This window comes from Dechloromonas denitrificans, assembly GCF_001551835.1.
Lineage (GTDB): Bacteria > Pseudomonadota > Gammaproteobacteria > Burkholderiales > Rhodocyclaceae > Azonexus > Azonexus denitrificans.
This window is the reverse complement of record NZ_LODL01000007.1, coordinates 310,412-324,915: the sequence shown is the minus strand read 5'-3', so window position 1 is coordinate 324,915 and position 14,504 is coordinate 310,412. Positions and strand designations below refer to the sequence as shown.

General features: G+C 62.6%; 14 protein-coding genes. 2 read left to right on the top strand and 12 right to left on the bottom strand.

What is annotated here, in order from left to right; genetic code table 11:
* Positions 1-24 precede the first annotated feature (24 nt).
* Both AT959_RS04085 and AT959_RS04080 read right to left on the bottom strand, forming a co-directional pair.
* On the bottom strand, positions 25-1,659 hold the full coding sequence (locus AT959_RS04085; protein WP_066880870.1) for a methyl-accepting chemotaxis protein: 1,635 nt from the start codon (positions 1,657-1,659) through the stop codon (positions 25-27).
* 123 nt (positions 1,660-1,782) lie between these two features.
* Complete coding sequence (locus tag AT959_RS04080; RefSeq protein ID WP_157651205.1) at positions 1,783-2,421, bottom strand: energy transducer TonB; 639 nt, start codon at positions 2,419-2,421, stop codon at positions 1,783-1,785.
* Between AT959_RS04080 and AT959_RS04075 the strand changes: the two genes are divergently transcribed.
* Positions 2,399-3,385: an ankyrin repeat domain-containing protein gene (locus AT959_RS04075; RefSeq protein WP_157651204.1), complete on the top strand. Its 987-nt coding sequence runs from the start codon at positions 2,399-2,401 to the stop codon at positions 3,383-3,385. The two genes, AT959_RS04080 and AT959_RS04075, sit on opposite strands and share 23 nt — an antisense overlap.
* Here the strand turns inward: AT959_RS04075 and AT959_RS04070 are convergent.
* Complete coding sequence (locus AT959_RS04070; RefSeq protein ID WP_066880864.1) at positions 3,379-4,695, bottom strand: MFS transporter; 1,317 nt, start codon at positions 4,693-4,695, stop codon at positions 3,379-3,381. The genes AT959_RS04075 and AT959_RS04070 overlap by 7 nt on opposite strands.
* A 122-nt stretch (positions 4,696-4,817) precedes the next feature.
* Between AT959_RS04070 and AT959_RS04065 the strand changes: the two genes are divergently transcribed.
* On the top strand, positions 4,818-5,150 hold the full coding sequence (locus tag AT959_RS04065; protein ID WP_153131360.1) for a hypothetical protein: 333 nt from the start codon (positions 4,818-4,820) through the stop codon (positions 5,148-5,150).
* Positions 5,151-5,165: 15 nt separating this feature from the next.
* Here the strand turns inward: AT959_RS04065 and AT959_RS04060 are convergent, their stop codons facing one another.
* The 9 genes from AT959_RS04060 to AT959_RS04020 form a co-directional block, all read right to left on the bottom strand.
* Positions 5,166-5,972, bottom strand: coding sequence for a M48 family metallopeptidase (locus tag AT959_RS04060; protein ID WP_066880860.1), 807 nt, complete (start codon positions 5,970-5,972; stop codon positions 5,166-5,168).
* 5 nt (positions 5,973-5,977) lie between these two features.
* Positions 5,978-6,538 (bottom strand): response regulator transcription factor, encoded by a 561-nt coding sequence (locus AT959_RS04055; protein ID WP_420806640.1) that lies wholly within the window; start codon positions 6,536-6,538, stop codon positions 5,978-5,980.
* 40 nt (positions 6,539-6,578) lie between these two features.
* Positions 6,579-8,930 (bottom strand): PAS domain S-box protein, encoded by a 2,352-nt coding sequence (locus AT959_RS04050; RefSeq protein ID WP_066880856.1) that lies wholly within the window; start codon positions 8,928-8,930, stop codon positions 6,579-6,581.
* A gap of 135 nt (positions 8,931-9,065) precedes the next feature.
* A complete protein-coding gene (locus AT959_RS04045) occupies positions 9,066-9,791 on the bottom strand; it encodes an LrgB family protein (protein ID WP_066880854.1) in 726 nt (241 codons plus the stop codon).
* The gene (locus tag AT959_RS04040) at positions 9,788-10,147 is read right to left on the bottom strand and encodes a CidA/LrgA family protein (RefSeq protein WP_066880852.1); all 360 of its coding nucleotides are present in this window, start codon (positions 10,145-10,147) and stop codon (positions 9,788-9,790) included. The genes AT959_RS04045 and AT959_RS04040 overlap by 4 nt, the downstream gene beginning before the upstream one ends.
* A gap of 146 nt (positions 10,148-10,293) precedes the next feature.
* Positions 10,294-10,497 carry a hypothetical protein gene (locus tag AT959_RS04035; RefSeq protein WP_066880850.1) on the bottom strand — a complete coding sequence of 68 codons (204 nt, stop codon included), beginning with the start codon at positions 10,495-10,497 and terminating at the stop codon, positions 10,294-10,296.
* A gap of 89 nt (positions 10,498-10,586) precedes the next feature.
* Positions 10,587-11,525, bottom strand: a complete 939-nt coding sequence (locus AT959_RS04030) for a nucleoside recognition domain-containing protein (RefSeq protein WP_066880848.1) — start codon at positions 11,523-11,525, stop codon at positions 10,587-10,589.
* A gap of 187 nt (positions 11,526-11,712) precedes the next feature.
* On the bottom strand, positions 11,713-13,575 hold the full coding sequence (locus tag AT959_RS04025) for a diguanylate cyclase (protein ID WP_066880935.1): 1,863 nt from the start codon (positions 13,573-13,575) through the stop codon (positions 11,713-11,715).
* A gap of 236 nt (positions 13,576-13,811) precedes the next feature.
* Positions 13,812-14,495, bottom strand: a complete 684-nt coding sequence (locus AT959_RS04020) for a DUF3334 family protein (RefSeq protein ID WP_066880846.1) — start codon at positions 14,493-14,495, stop codon at positions 13,812-13,814.
* Positions 14,496-14,504: the final 9 nt, after the last annotated feature.

Below are 14,504 nucleotides of genomic sequence, written 5' to 3'. Positions count from 1 at the left end.
CGGAGTGTGCTTTGACTGAATCGGTCAGCCCGAGATTCTGAATTTTCCGATCTGCTGTTTCAGGTTGTTGGCAATATTTTCCAGCTCATGCGCGGTTGCCGCCGTGCCGCGGATGGTTTCGGTGGTTTCCTCGACCATGTTGGCAATCTGCTCGACGCGCTGGGCAATCGACGTGCTGGCCGAGCTTTGTTCCAGCGTTGCGTCGGCTACTTCGCCAACCCGTTCGAGCGTCCGGCGAGCCCCGTCCTCGATGGCCTGCAGTGACTCGGAGGCCGAGTTGGCCAGTTCGACGCCTTCCTGAACTTCGGGCAGGGCGGCGCTCATCGCCTCGACGGCACCGACCGTGTCGTTCTGGATGCCGCTGATCATCTGCTCGATTTCCAGTGTCGCCGAGGAGGTACGTTCGGCCAGCTTGCGCACCTCATCGGCAACCACGGCAAAACCGCGACCCTGTTCACCGGCACGGGCGGCCTCGATGGCGGCGTTCAGGGCCAGCAAATTGGTCTGCCCGGCAATGTCCTTGATCACGTTGGCAATCGAGGAAACCTGCTTGGCCCGTTCTTCCAGCGCGCGAATACGGCCGGAGGCGTCGGATACCGTGTCGGAAATCTTCTGGATGGCCTGCGAAGCCTGGTTGACCCGGCTGCTACCCTGGCCGGCCAGTTGGACTGCATCGGTGGTCTCGCGGGCCGTTTCCCGGGCGCTGTCGGAAATGTGGTTCGAGCTGACGGTCAGTTGCTCGATTGCGGCTGCCATCGCCGACGTCGAGTCAGCCTGATGTTCGGCCGCCTTGGCCACTTCATCCGAGGCGCGGGCGATATGCTCGGCATTGTTGACCAGCGTATTGGCATCGGTATGGATGACGCTGACCAGCTGCCGCAGCGAGGAAACCATGCCACCCAGCGCGTGCAGCAGGCTGCCGGCCGGGGCGTTGTCCAGTTTGGCCGTCAGGTCGCCATCGGCGACGCGTTGCATGATTTCCGTTGCCGTCTTCGGTTCGCCGCCCAATTGACGCAGGATGCTGGAACTGACCTGCCAGCCAACCAGGCTGAGCAGGGCGAGCAGGACGAACGAGATGCCGCCGAGCAGCAGGGTGCCTTCCTTGTATTGGCGATCGATATCGTCGATATAGATGCCGGTGCCGAGCACCCAGCCCCAGGGGGCAAACGGTGCGGCGTAGGAAAGTTTCGGTTCCGGCGTCTGTTGTCCGGCGCGTGGGAACCAATAATCGACAAAGCCGCCACCGCTCTGGCCGGCGCTGATCAGTTCCTTGATGATCAGCTTGCCGTTGGTGTCTTTCAGGTCGATCTTGTTTTGCCCTTCTGCCGCCGGGTTGCCGCCGTGCACGACATAGGTACCCGTCGTGTCGAAGGCGAAATAGTAGTCGTCCTTGTCGTAACGCAGGCCGCGCAGGCTGTCGCGGGCGGCTTTCTTGGCATCTTCGTCCGAGAGCTTGCCCTCGGTGACCAATTTTTGGTGGTGGGCAAGAATGCCGACGCCCACTTCGACCAGATTGCGGGTTTTCTGTTTGCGGTCGTCCAGCATGGTCGACTTGAGCTGGAACAAGGAGGTCAGGCAGAGCGCGAGCAGGCCGATCAGGGTCAGCCCAACCAGCAACTGCATGCGTGTCGAAACGCGTAGCGAACTCAGACTATTCATGGCAATTTCCCCTCAAAAAAACGACGGCCTCTAGCGGGCGGTTCAGCGATTGTTAATATTCTTTACCGATCATACACCGGTAAAAAATGTAAAAACTAGCAGACGTCTGTCGCTGCCAGAAAATTATTTCAGCCGGAAACGAATCGGCAACAGCGTTTCGCGCGGCGTGTCGGCCGGCAGGGCGCGTAGCGCCCGCGCCGCTTGCAACGCCCCGTCGTCGAGCAGGCGGGAGCCGCTGCTTTCCTCGACGCGCGCCCCAACGACCTGGCCATCTGGGTTGAGAACGATCAAGACCAAAACATCGCCTTCAAGGCCTTTGGCGATGGCTTCGGCGGGGTAGAAAATTCCCTGTTTCTGCTGCTTGAGAAATTGCCGCTGAATTTCCTGTGCCCACGATTTTATAACTTTTGTATTATTTTTGGGGCTTTGCGGCGGTGGTAGGGTTTTGGGCGCAGCGGCACTGGGTTCCGGCAAGCTCAGTGGCACCTGTGCCGGCATGGCCGGTGGCGCGCGCAGAGTGGCCTGCAAGGGCGGTGCTTGAGGGGGGGGCGCCGGCAGGGCGAGCAGTGCCTCGATAAAAGGCAGCAAATGCAACAGCAAGGAGACTGCCAGAGCCAGCAGTAGCCGGTAATTGGTCCGGGTCATGAGAAAATGCAGGCTGGCCTGAGGGATGAGAGCGTTGATGAAACCAGCAATGAAGCGGTCGGTCAGTAAGAAACTGGCCGCAATGATAATCGGGATGAGCCTGTTTTTACCGGTCATGGCTGAACCGGCCGTCAGTCTGCCGACGCCGGTCACCTTCGCCAACAACATGGAGCTGGGCGATCTCCGACAGGCCGAAGCCTGGCTCGATGCCGGCCTGCCGGTCGACTTCATGGGCAGCCGGATTGGTTCCGGCCTGATGATCGGTGCCTGGGAAGGTAACCTCGAGCTGATGCGCCTGTTCATTTCACGTGGTGCCGATATCAACCGGCTCAATGCCAACGGCGAGACGGCGATTGCGCTGGCCGCCTGGCGTGGCAATCAGGAAGCGGTCAAGTGGCTGCTCGAGCGCGGGGCGCGGATCAATGCGCCGGAACGGCAATGGTCGGCCCTGCATTACGCGGTCTTTGCCGGCCATGCCCAGGTGACGGATTACCTGATCGAACAGGGGGCCGATATCGACGCGCGCAGCACCAACGGCTCCAGCGTGCTAATGATGGCAATCTACGAGGGGCGGGAAGACCTTGCCCGCAAACTGATCGAAAAGGGCGCCGACCGGACGCCGCGCAACGACTGGGGCGATGGCGCCCTGGAATGGGCGATGCGCTACAACCATTTGAATATCGCCCGGATGGTCAGCAACCCGGAAGAATTCAATATTGCGGTCAGCCAACCCAAGGAAAAATGGGGCGAGCCGAAGCGTTCGATGCGCAGTTCGAAGGAACTGGAGAACCTGCTCGGCATGCGCGAGAAATTGACCGAGCGCGGCATGTCCACCGAAGCAATCGACAAGCGCATCGCCGCGGAGCGGGTCCGCATCGTGCGCAGTGAACTGGACCGCCAGGCACCGGTGCCGGCCCGGGCGGCGACGCTGGAAATCTCGGCCAGCCGCAAGAAACCCGAACAGCAGTCGGCCCAGATTATCTACGACAACAAGGGCAAGGCGGTCGGCTACAAGGCGCCGGCGGCGACCTATTTCGGGACGCCGAAAATGCCGCCCAAGGGCGCCGTCAAGAACTACTGATCGAGCGGCCGGTTACGTACTTCCGGCAGGAAAAAGACGCCGACCAGGCTGGCCACGATGAGCAGGCCGGTCGGATACCACAGGCCGGCCAGCGGGCTGCCATAATGTACGCCGAGCCAGGTGACCATCAATGGCGACATGCCGCCGATCCAGCCGGCCGAGAGGTTATGCGGCAGGGCGACGGCAGTGTAGCGGGTGCGGGCCGGAAACAGCTCGGGCAAGGTTGCCGTTTGCGGGCCGGTGATACAGGCTAGCGGGATGACCAGGATCAGGAGGAGCAGCGTGATCATCATCAGGTCGGGCGTCGGCAGCGTGCCGTAGTGGAGCAAGCCCTGGAAGACCGGAAAGATGGCGACAGTGCCGCTGATCAGGCCGGCGAGCAGGACCGGTCGACGGCCGATCCGGTCTGACAGCCAGCCGCAGAATAGCGTCGCCGGGAACAGCGCCAGCGTGGAAATCATGACCAGGCCACCAGCCTGGGCGGCCGGCAGCATGACCACGGTTTTCAGAAAGACGCTGGTATAGACCTGGGCCGAGAAGAAGAGCAGGGAGCCGCCGGCCGAAACACAGAAGAACAACAGGGCCATGCGGCCCAGCGTGTGGCGGTCGCGGAAGCAGTCGCGTAGCGGCGCCTTGGCCAGCGCGTTTTTCTGGCGCAGATGGCTGAAGACCGGTGATTCGTGCAGGTTCATCCGGCTCCGGATCGAAATGGCGAGCAGCAGGGCCGAGAGCAGGAAGGGGATGCGCCAGCCCCAGGCCTTGAAATCCGCATCGCTGAGCAGGTATTGCAGGGTCACGATCTGCAGCGTCGAGGCCATCATGCCGAGCGGCCCCATCAATTGCAGCACGCTGGTATAGAGGCCGCGTTTGCCCTCGGGGGCGTGTTCGGTCAGATAGACGGCGGCGCCGCCGATTTCGCCGCCGACCGACAAGCCTTGCAGCATGCGCAGTATGAGCAGCAGGGCCGGGGCAAGCAGGCCGACCTGCTCGTAAGTCGGCAGCAGGCCAACCAGGACGGTCGACACGCCCATCAGCACGATAGTGACCAGGAAAATGGTGCGCCGGCCGTGGCGGTCGCCGAGTGAGCCGAACAGCGCGGCGCCGAGCGGGCGGACGATCATGCCGACGCCGAAGGTGCCAAGGCTGGCCAGCAGCGCGGCGACCGGGTCGTCGGATGGGAAGAAAAGAATGCTGAAGTAGGTGGCCAGCGAGGCGAAGGTCAGGAAGTCGTACCACTCGAGAAAGGTGCCGAAACAGGCGGCGATGACCACTTTTTTCTGGATTGTCTTTTGTGCTTCTGGGGAATTCATGGGTGGTCGCCGGTCGGGTAAGGCACGAAAGGGCGCATTATCGCCTGCCTCGAACTTTGGTCCAATTGCCAAGCGGGCCTGCCTGATGCAGACTTGATGACAAACAATGATGAGGAATCGATATGCTTTACGTGGCCAGAGATAGTGCAGGTTGTATCCGCGAATTGCATCCGATGCCGCTGGGTAATGCCCAGGAAGCCTTGCCGGCTGATAATCCGGAAGTGCTGCAGTTCATTCACGAACGCTGGAGGCAGAACGAACTCAGTCAGCTCGACCGCGATTTCGTGCGCGTCATCGAAGACACCATCGAGTTGCTGATCAGCAAGGATCTGATTCTCTTTACCGATTTGCCGGCCAAGGTCCAGGAGAAGCTGTTGCGTCGCAAGGAGGTGCGCCAGCAAACTCACTACGCCGGAAATTTCGGCTCCGGCGGCGACGACATCATTCCGCTTTAAGGCCTTGCATTTGTTTCAGCGCTGCTTGCGCGCCGCTTCGTAAAGCGGCATCACCGCCGGCAGGTTGCGTTCGATTTCGGCGATGCGCGCCTCGCCTCCCGGGTGGGTCGACAGCCAGGCCGGCGGTGCCCCGTTGCCGGCGGCATCCATTTTTTGCCACAGGGTGATCCCGGCACGCGGGTCGTAACCGGCGCGTGCCGCGAGGTCGAGACCGACTAGATCGGCTTCGCTTTCATCGTCGCGCGAGAACTTCAGGGTCATCAGGTTGCCGCCGAGGCGGAACAGTTCGCCACCGCCGACCAGGGCGCCGAGGATGGCGGCACCGGTCTGCGTCAGCTTGTTCTTGGCCATCTGTTCGCGGGCGTGTTCGCGCAGGGCATGGGCGATTTCATGGCCCATGACGATGGCGATCTCGTCGTCGCTCAATGTCAGATTGTCGATGATGCCGCTATAGAAGGCGATCTTGCCGCCCGGCATGCAGAAGGCGTTCAGCTGCTTGGAAATGATCAGGTTCACTTCCCATTGCCAGTTCCTGGCCTCGGGATTGAAGCGTGCGGCATTGGGCAGGATGCGCTTGGCGATGCCACGCAGGCGAATGACCTGAGGATGGTTGTCCGGGGCCAGCAGATCCTTGTCGGCGGCGGCGCGTTTGAGCTGGCCGTATTGCAGCGAGGCCGCCTTTTCCAGTTCCGCGGCCGGGATCAGGGTACGCAGGGAGGAGGCTTCGCCGACGTCGACGCCATCGCCCTGGCGCTGCGGCGTGCCGGCACAGGCGGTGAGGAGCAGGGCGGCGGCGAGCGCCGCAAGGTATCCGGGGTGCATGCGGTTTACCTCAAAGTCATGACGGCCTTGACGAGTTCGGCCAGGGTGCGGACGCCCATCTTTTCCATGACCCGGGCGCGGTGGGCCTCGACGGTTTTCATGCTGATTTCGAGTTCGTCGGCGATCTGTTTGTTCAGCTTGCCGGCGACGACCAGTTGCATGACCTCGTGTTCGCGCTGGGTCAGTTGTCCTAGACGGTTGGAAATCGCGTTGTCGCGCTGGCGACGCTGGGCGATTTCGCTGTCCAGTTCGAGGGCGCGCTGGATGCGGTCGAGCAGGTCCTGGTTGTGGAAGGGCTTTTCGATGAAGTCGCAGGCGCCGCGTTGCAGGGCTGCCACAGCCATCGGTACGTCGCCATGGCCGGTAACGAAAATGATCGGTAACTGCGAGCCGAGGCTATCCAGTTTTTCGTGCAGTTCGAGACCGCTCATTTCCGGCATCCGGACATCGAGCACGATACAGCCGCGCATCTCGTCGCGGCGGGCACGGAGAAAGCTCTCGGCCGAATCGAAACAGGTCACCCGGTAGCCTTCGCCTTCGAGCAGCCAGCTCATCGAGTCGCGCATGGCCTCGTCGTCATCGACGACGTAAATGCTTGGCGTCACCTCACTCATCTTCTTCCTCTATCGGTACGGTGAAACGGAACACGGTACCGCCCTCGCGCCGGGGCTCGACCCACAGCCGGCCCTGGTGAAATTCGATGATCGAACGGCAGATGGCCAGGCCGATCCCCATGCCTTCCGGCTTGGTCGTGTAGAAGGGCGCGAAAATGCGTTCGACGTCCTCTTCGGCCAGGCCGTGACCCTGATCGGCGACGGCGACTTCAAGCATCCGTTCGTCGGTCTGCCGGGCCTGGATGAACAGGCGCCGACGGTCGAAAGGCACGCTGTTCATCGCCTCGATCCCGTTTTTCACCAGGTTGAGCAGCACCTGTTCGATCATGATGCGGTCGACAACGATTCGAGGCAAGTTTTCAGGCAGTTCGACAACGATCTGGGTGCCGGTGCGCTGCGCCTCGATATCGGCAAACGCCCGTGCTTCGTCGACCAGTTCGGCCAGCGAAATCGGTTCGCGCTTGGGGTCGCTCTTCTTCACCATGTCGCGCATGCGGCGGATGATCTTGCCGGCCCGCTCGGCCTGGTCGGCCGCTTTCTGCATGGCGGCTAGCAGGTCTTCGAAGCGGTAGTTGCCGGCCTGCATGCGCTTGATGCAGCCGGCGCAGTAGTTGGCGATCGCCGACAGCGGCTGGTTCAGTTCGTGGGCCAGCGAGGAGGCCATTTCGCCCATGGTGATCAGCCGCGAGGTTTGCTCGAGGCGCTTTTGCTGCTGCTGATTCACTTCGTCGATGTGCTTGCGGTCGGTGATGTCGGCAGCAATCTGGACGCGCACGGTGCGGCCGTCCACCCAGCGGATGGCACGCTCGTGCAGGTGGTACCAATGGCCGGACAGGGCGTGCTGGATTTCGCCGTCGAAGATTTCGCAGGGCAACTCTTCCGCCGAGAGTTCGGTCGGGTCGCAGAAGTAGGCTTCCTGGGCCGGTCGGCAGGCGGCGGTGACCATCGCCGAATCGCGACCGACGGTGTCGAAGCCGAAGATGTTCTGGAAGGCGCGGTTGGCGAACAGGATTTCGCCGGTCTGGACATCGGCGACGTGCACGGCGGTGTCGAGGCCGTCGATGACCGTGACGAAACGCTCGTGCGCCCGTTCCAGTTCGACGCGGATGCGTTTCGGTTCGGTGATGTCGTTCATCGAGGCCATCCAGCCGATCTGCTGGCCGTTGGTATCGATCAGCGGCGAGAAATAGAGGCGGACATCGAAGCGCTCGCCGCTCTTGCGCATGATGCGCATCTCGAAGCCGCTGGCCGGGGCCTGGCCGACCAGTGCGCTATCGATGTTGTGCTGCAGTTTGGTGAACTCTTCCGGCGGCCAGTACGGGTAGGGCGGGGCGACGCCGAGCAGTTCCGATTCGTCGAAACCGGTCATCCGGCAAAAGGCGGCATTGACGAAGGTGATGCGGCCAGAGGGATCGATGGCGCGCAGGCCGGTGACCATCGATTGCGCCATCGCCTGGCGGAAGGCGTAGGCATCGCGCAGCTTTTCCTCGGTCTCGGCCCGGTGCTGGGCATGGCGGCGCAACTGGACCAGCGTGCCGGTGGCGATCAGGGTCAGTGTGACGATCAGCATGGCCGGCACGAACGGCAGCCAGGCACCGCCGCCGCGATAGGCGACGATGTTCAGGCCGAGCTTGTTGTTCGGCAGGTCGAGGCTGATGGTGCCGGAGATCTGGCGGTCGGTCGGTTTGACCGAGGAGTTGGCGAACACTTCGCGGTTCTGTGCATCGATTACGCTCAGGCTGTAACGGGCCGTGAAGACTGCTGGCAGGGTCGCCCGCAGCAGGGTTTCCAGCGACTGCAGCGCGATAAAGGCGCCGAGGTCGCTGCTGCCGCGCTGCACCGGCAGGATCAGGTCGTGGGCGCGGCGTTGCGTCGGGTCGGCATAGTCGGGCGAGAACAAGGCACGGCGGATGCGCAGCGCCTCCTGCAGCGCAGCCAGTCGGATATCGGTCAGTTGTTCGCCGACAAAGGTGACGTTCGATTCGTTGGGTGAGACCCATTCGACCTTGCCGTCTGTGTCGACCCAGACGATGGCCGAGATTTCCGGATTGTCGCGGACATAGCGCGAGGCCTTGACCTGGAAGGACTCGTAGGTCAGTTGCTTGAATTCCTGCTCGCGGCCGAGTTCGGCCAGGAAATCCTGGTGCGTGTGCAGGCGGTTCTCGATGGTGCGCTCGGCCCAGTGCATGTCGCCTTCGAGAGCGGAGCGGGCGGTGTCCTGTTCGCGCCACTGGAGCAGCGCGGTAACGATCAGCATGGCCATGGCAAAAATGCCGATGGCCACGTAGGGGGCGAGCCAGAGCCAGGTTTGTTTGGGCTGGGTGGACGGGGTTTTGATGAACATTGGCTGATTTTCCCCGCTGGCGGAGCGGCGACCATTGGTACTTACCCTAGGTTGCCTTGTGGCCGCCTTTGAGCGGGGTGGGCAAGTCGCTCGAGCCCCGCGCCGCAGCGATCGGCGCGGGAATTAACCGGCATCTCAGCCGAAGTGCAGCCAGGCCACCATCAAGGGTAGCAGCAGGGCGGTCAGCGCGCCGTTCAGGCCCATCGCCAGGGCAGCGAAAGCGCCGCTCTGTTCATTGACCTGGAAGGCGCGGGCGGTGCCGATGCCGTGCGAGGCGACGCCGATTGCAAAGCCGCGGATCGCCGGGTCGCGCAGCTTCATCGCGTCGAACACGTAGCGGGCACCGACGGCACCGAGAATGCCGGTGACGATGACGAGCACGGCGGTCAGCGATGGAATGCCACCAATGCGCTCGGCGACGCCCATAGCGATCGGCGTCGTCACCGACTTGGGGGCCAGCGAGAGCTGGGTCGGCAGGCTGGCGCCGAACAGGCGGCCGATGGCGACGGCCGAGATGATCGCCGTCAGGCTGCCGGCGAAGAGGCCGACGATGACCGGCAGCAGCATGGCCCTGACCCGCTTGAACTGGGTGTACAGCGGAATGGCCAGGGCGACCGTGGCCGGGCCGAGCAGGAAGTGCACGAACTGGGCGCCAGCGAAGTAGGTTTCGTAACTGGTCCCGGTCACGGTCAGGAACAGGACCAGTACCGTGACCGCGATCAGCACCGGATTGGCCAGCGGGTGGCTGCCCGATTTGCGGAAGAGCCAGAAGGCGCCCTGGTAGGCGAGCAGCGTGACGGTCAGGCCGAGCAGTGGCGAGGCGGCCAGGTACACCCAGATTTCACTGATCCGTGGCGTCATGGCGTTTCTCCTTGCGGTGGTGTCGGGTGCTGGCAGAGCTTCATGGCCAGCGCGGTGACGACCAGCGTGGCGAAGGTGCTGACCAGCAGCGAGAGAAGCAGGGCGACCCACTCGTCGGCGACGCGGTGCAAATGCACCATGATGCCGGTGCCGGCCGGCACGAAGAGCAAGGAGAGGTGCTGCAGCAGATTCTGGCTGGTCGTTTGCAGTTCATGGCCGGGGCCGCCGCGTATGGCGAGGGCAAGAAAGAGCAGCAGCATGCCGAGTACCGGGCCGGGCAGCGGCAGGTTCAGGCCGCGGGCGATGACTTCGCCGGCGAGCTGGAAAATGAGCAGTTGGGTCAGGGCAGAGAGCATGGCGCAATCCGGAGTGAACGAGGATTGCAGTCTATTTGTTCTTTAATGGCTTTAATAGCCGGCGAATCGTCTATTGATTTGTGCGAAAAAGTATCGATTAGGCCGGTGCTACGCCCGTATGTACCACCGGCCGGTCACGGACGGCATCAGTGTGGTGTGTCGGACGGTTCATCCTTGGCCGCCGGCGGCGGGGCGGTTGGCGCGCCGACGGTGACGCCGATCAGCAAAAGCTGCATCAGGCCGAGGCTGATGGCGAATACCTCGAAGCTGTCGAGGCCGAAGCCGAGGGTAGCCGGCAGCACCAATAAACCGCAGGCCAGGAATTCGGTCAGTTTGGTCCAGATATCCATGATGTTCTCCTGTCGTATATCGAACATTCGGGGGCTTGCCCTTTGTGCGGTGCACAAACCATGCCGGCGAACGACAGGAGAACGCGCGATCAGCCGAGCAGGATGTGGCCGACGGTGCGCAGTGCGATGCCGACGCAGGCGCCGAGCGCGGCCGGCTTCCAGACGGCGGCAATACGCTTGCCGGCCGAGATCAGGACGGCCACACCAGGAATGTCAAAGGGTGAGATCAGGAAACCGGCACTGGCGTTCAGTAAATCGACACTGACCTGGCCGCTGCGCCGCATGTCGTCCATGACGCCCATCATCGCGGTGCCGCCGGCCAGGTATTTGGTCAGTGTCGGCAGGATCAGCACCGGGTCGATGGCAAGCAGGCGCAGGACCGGCGAAAGCAGTACGGTGAGCAGGTCGATGCCGCCGGAAACGCGCAGCGCGGTGACGACGACCAGCGACAGGACGAGCATCGGGATGGCGCCGACGGCGATCCGGAAGGCTTCCGCGCCGGCCCGGTTGATGACGTCGAGCACGCCTTTGGCGCTTTCGGCACTGGGATGGTGCAGGGTTTCGTCGACCACCGCCTCTTCGGCCGACAACTGGCGGCCGAAAAAGTAGTAAGTGGCCGCTGCTGCGGTCAACCCGCCTAAAAGCGAAAAAACCAGGGTGGTGCCAAAGTGCAGGCCCATGGTCATCATCGGGAAGGCGGCGTTGGCCTGCGACATGGCGAAGACCATGGCCAGCGTCGCGGCGATGTGGCGGTCGGAGGTGCCGCGCTGATCCATCATGCTCAGCGTTGCCATCGGTGCCGCGAAGCTGACGAAGTTGATCTGCAGCGCCGCGAAGACGCCGAGGCCGTTGAGGCCGAAGGGGCGGAGTAGCGGAGCGATCCGGGCAACCAGGCGATCGAGGATGCCGCGCGCTTCGAGCAGGCGCATCAGCGACAGCATGACCACCATCACCGGCAGCAGCACGAACAGCGAAAGCTCAACCGCCGAGCGGCCAGCCTTGAGAATGATGTCGATCAGAATGTCCATGGGGTCCCGGTTCTTGTCGTCAGGCGCGCATTATGCCGCGGTCAAGGCCGAGCTTGGCGCGAATGCCGAGCCCGGGCAATCATGGATTTCCCCAGTCCGGGCCGGCCTGGCTTTTTGCCCGGGGCGGGCGTCGACCGCCGGGGTCGGCACGCCCGCCGTCGGCCGGGCGCCAGTTAGCCGGCGTCGCTCAGTATTCCTTGGTGTCGGACCACATGTCCGGCGTGAAGCGGATGATCCGGTTGCGGCCGCGTTCCTTGGCCTGGTAGAGCGCGACGTCGGCGAACTTGACGGCCTGCCAGAAGGTTTCGCTGTCGGTCGGGAAGTCGGAAATACCGATCGAGATCGTCTTTTGCAGAACGATCCCGGCGACCTGCACCTTGAGGTTCTCGACGGCGACGCGGATGTTGTCGGCGACGCGCTCGGCCGCTTCGCCGACGGTGTCGATCAGGATGATCAGGAATTCCTCGCCGCCGTAGCGGATGACCAGGTCGGAGGCGCGCACCGATTGCTTGAGAACGGTGGACAGCGCCTTGAGTACGGCGTCGCCGGCGTCGTGGCCGTAGGTGTCGTTGACCATCTTGAAGTAGTCGAGGTCGAGCATCAGGATCGCGGCATGCGAGCGCTTGCGCTGGACGCTGGCGACCAGGGTTTCGACGTATTCCTCAAGGAAGCGGCGGTTGTTGAGGCCGGTCATCGGGTCGGTCAGCGTCGAGTCGCGCAGGCTTTCCATCTGGCGCTTGGTTTCGAGGACCGGTGCCGCTTCGCGCAGGTAAACATTGATGAAGGGAATGCGGCTTTCCAGCTTGTCCTGCTCGGCCGGGGTGACCAGCAACTGGACGACGCTGCCGACGGCACCGGACTGGATGACCGGGAAGCAGACATGGCGGCGTTCGCCGACTTCGGCCGGCGGCCGGAAGGAGTAGCAGATTTCCGGATGGCCGATGCCATCGACGATATGGCCGGTGCGCCGGACGCGGCAGGCTTCCGGCCGGACCAGGATCTGCGGATCGCACCAGCGGCAGGTGTCGGCGATTTCGCCATCGACGATGATGCCTTTCATCTGCTTCTTGTTATTGCTGATTTCATAGAGCGAGAACTCGGCCAGCTCGAATTCGTGTTGCAGCGTGCGCGACAGGCGCTGGTAAATCTCCGCCTTGGTCTCGTCTTCCTCGATCGCCTGTTTGAAGTGGGCGGCATTGGTCAGCCCTTCGACCATGTCGATGGTCGCCGTCAGCAGGTTTTCGCCGGGGGCCGGGGTGCGCTCGGTGAGGCGGGCGACATTGCTGCCGATCCGGTTCAGGCCATCGTCGAGGAAAGTCAGCAGGCGGTTCATGTCGCCGGCAATCTGGCCGATTTCGTCGGTCGTCCGTTGCTGGACCTGGGCCTTGAAGTCGCCGCGCAGCGCCCGTTGGACGGCCTCCTCGACGGCATTGGCGGTATCTGAAATCGGCCGCAGCAGGCGGCGCAGCAAAAGGATCAGCAGCACGGCGAAGAGCGTGACGACGCCGGCGATGCCGGCTACCGTGAACAAGGCCTTTTCCTTCAGCGCATCGATCGACATGCTCATGCTGACTGCGCCGAGCACCGTGCCTTCGGCCACCTGGTGGCACTGCAGGCAGTTCGGGCTGCCGCTGGATGTCGCGATATAGGGAATGGTGCCGCGGAAGACGGTTTCGTCGCCGACCGTCGTCAGTTCGAAATGCGCCTTGCCTTCGCTCAGCACGCGGCGCTCGATGTCGTCGGCTGCCGACTCGACGCTCAGGCCCTTGCCGAACTGCTTTTCAACGTCGGGCGAACGCATGACCCGGGCCGATTTGAGGCCTTGCACCTCCACCAGGCGCTGCAGGAAGCGTTCCCGTTTGTCGATGACGCCGTTGATCATCGATTCGGTCAGATGCACCCGGACGATTTCACTGGCCGTGCGGATGTGTTCGGTCGCCGAGGCGATCGAAAAGCTGCGAAAGGCGTAGAGGCTGATGGCGATCAGCACCGCCAGCAGGACGGCGGTGATGCTGACAAAAAAGAGGGTGACCTTGACATTCAGATTCACGGCGGCGCCTTCCGAAGACACTATTTGCAAAGTGGGTAATTATCACCACAGCCGCAATCTTGACCAAGTCAATACGACGAAAGTACGGGGTAATACGAAGACCTTTTGATTAGGGTCAACGTTTGCCGGTCGTCCGGGAATGTTGGGCAGCGCTTGCCGCGCCAGTTTTTGCTTTTTGCCTGTTTTGGGCCGTTGACCGGCGGCGGGCTAGCCGCCACCGGTACCGGGTACCGGGCTTACATGCCCAGCGACTTGAGCAGGTCGTCGTGCTCGTCCGAGTTGACGGCGGGCGGTGGCGTCACGGCTTGCGCATTGACCTGGGCCATCAGTTCGTCGGGGTCCGGCGCCTCGCCGTGCTCGAAGTCGTTGAGCTTGATGAACTCGGTCCGGTCCATCGCCAGTTCAAGATAGAAAATGTTGTTGCGGCCGGTAAAAAAGGTGACGCGGCGGGCTTCCGGCTTGTCGAGATTGGTATCGACGCTGAGCATGACCTGCTTGTTGAGAACCAGCATCTTCGGCTGATTCTGCGTGATGTGGGTTTGCAACTCGCGCGCCACCTTGCCGGTGAAGTCGCCGACGATCTGGTTCATCAACTCGCCCATCACGTTGCTGACTTCGTCGGCCGTATGGGAGCTGGCCAGTTCGTCCTTGGCCATGCCCATGCTCAGCATGTAGCTTTCATACAGTTCCATGGCCGCCTGGGCGGAAAAGTTGATGACGACCAGGCCGGAGAAACCACCGTCGAACAAGACGAAACAGCCGATATCCGGTTTCAGGCAGGTCTTGGTAATGCGCTGGACCATGCCGGAATAATGAATCTGGCTCTGGGTGGCAATGCTCAGGACCTTGGTCACTGAATTGCACAGGCTGCGCAGGATGTCTTCGGTGCCGAATACGGCGGGCGTTTCTTGCATATTCATGATTCCGTA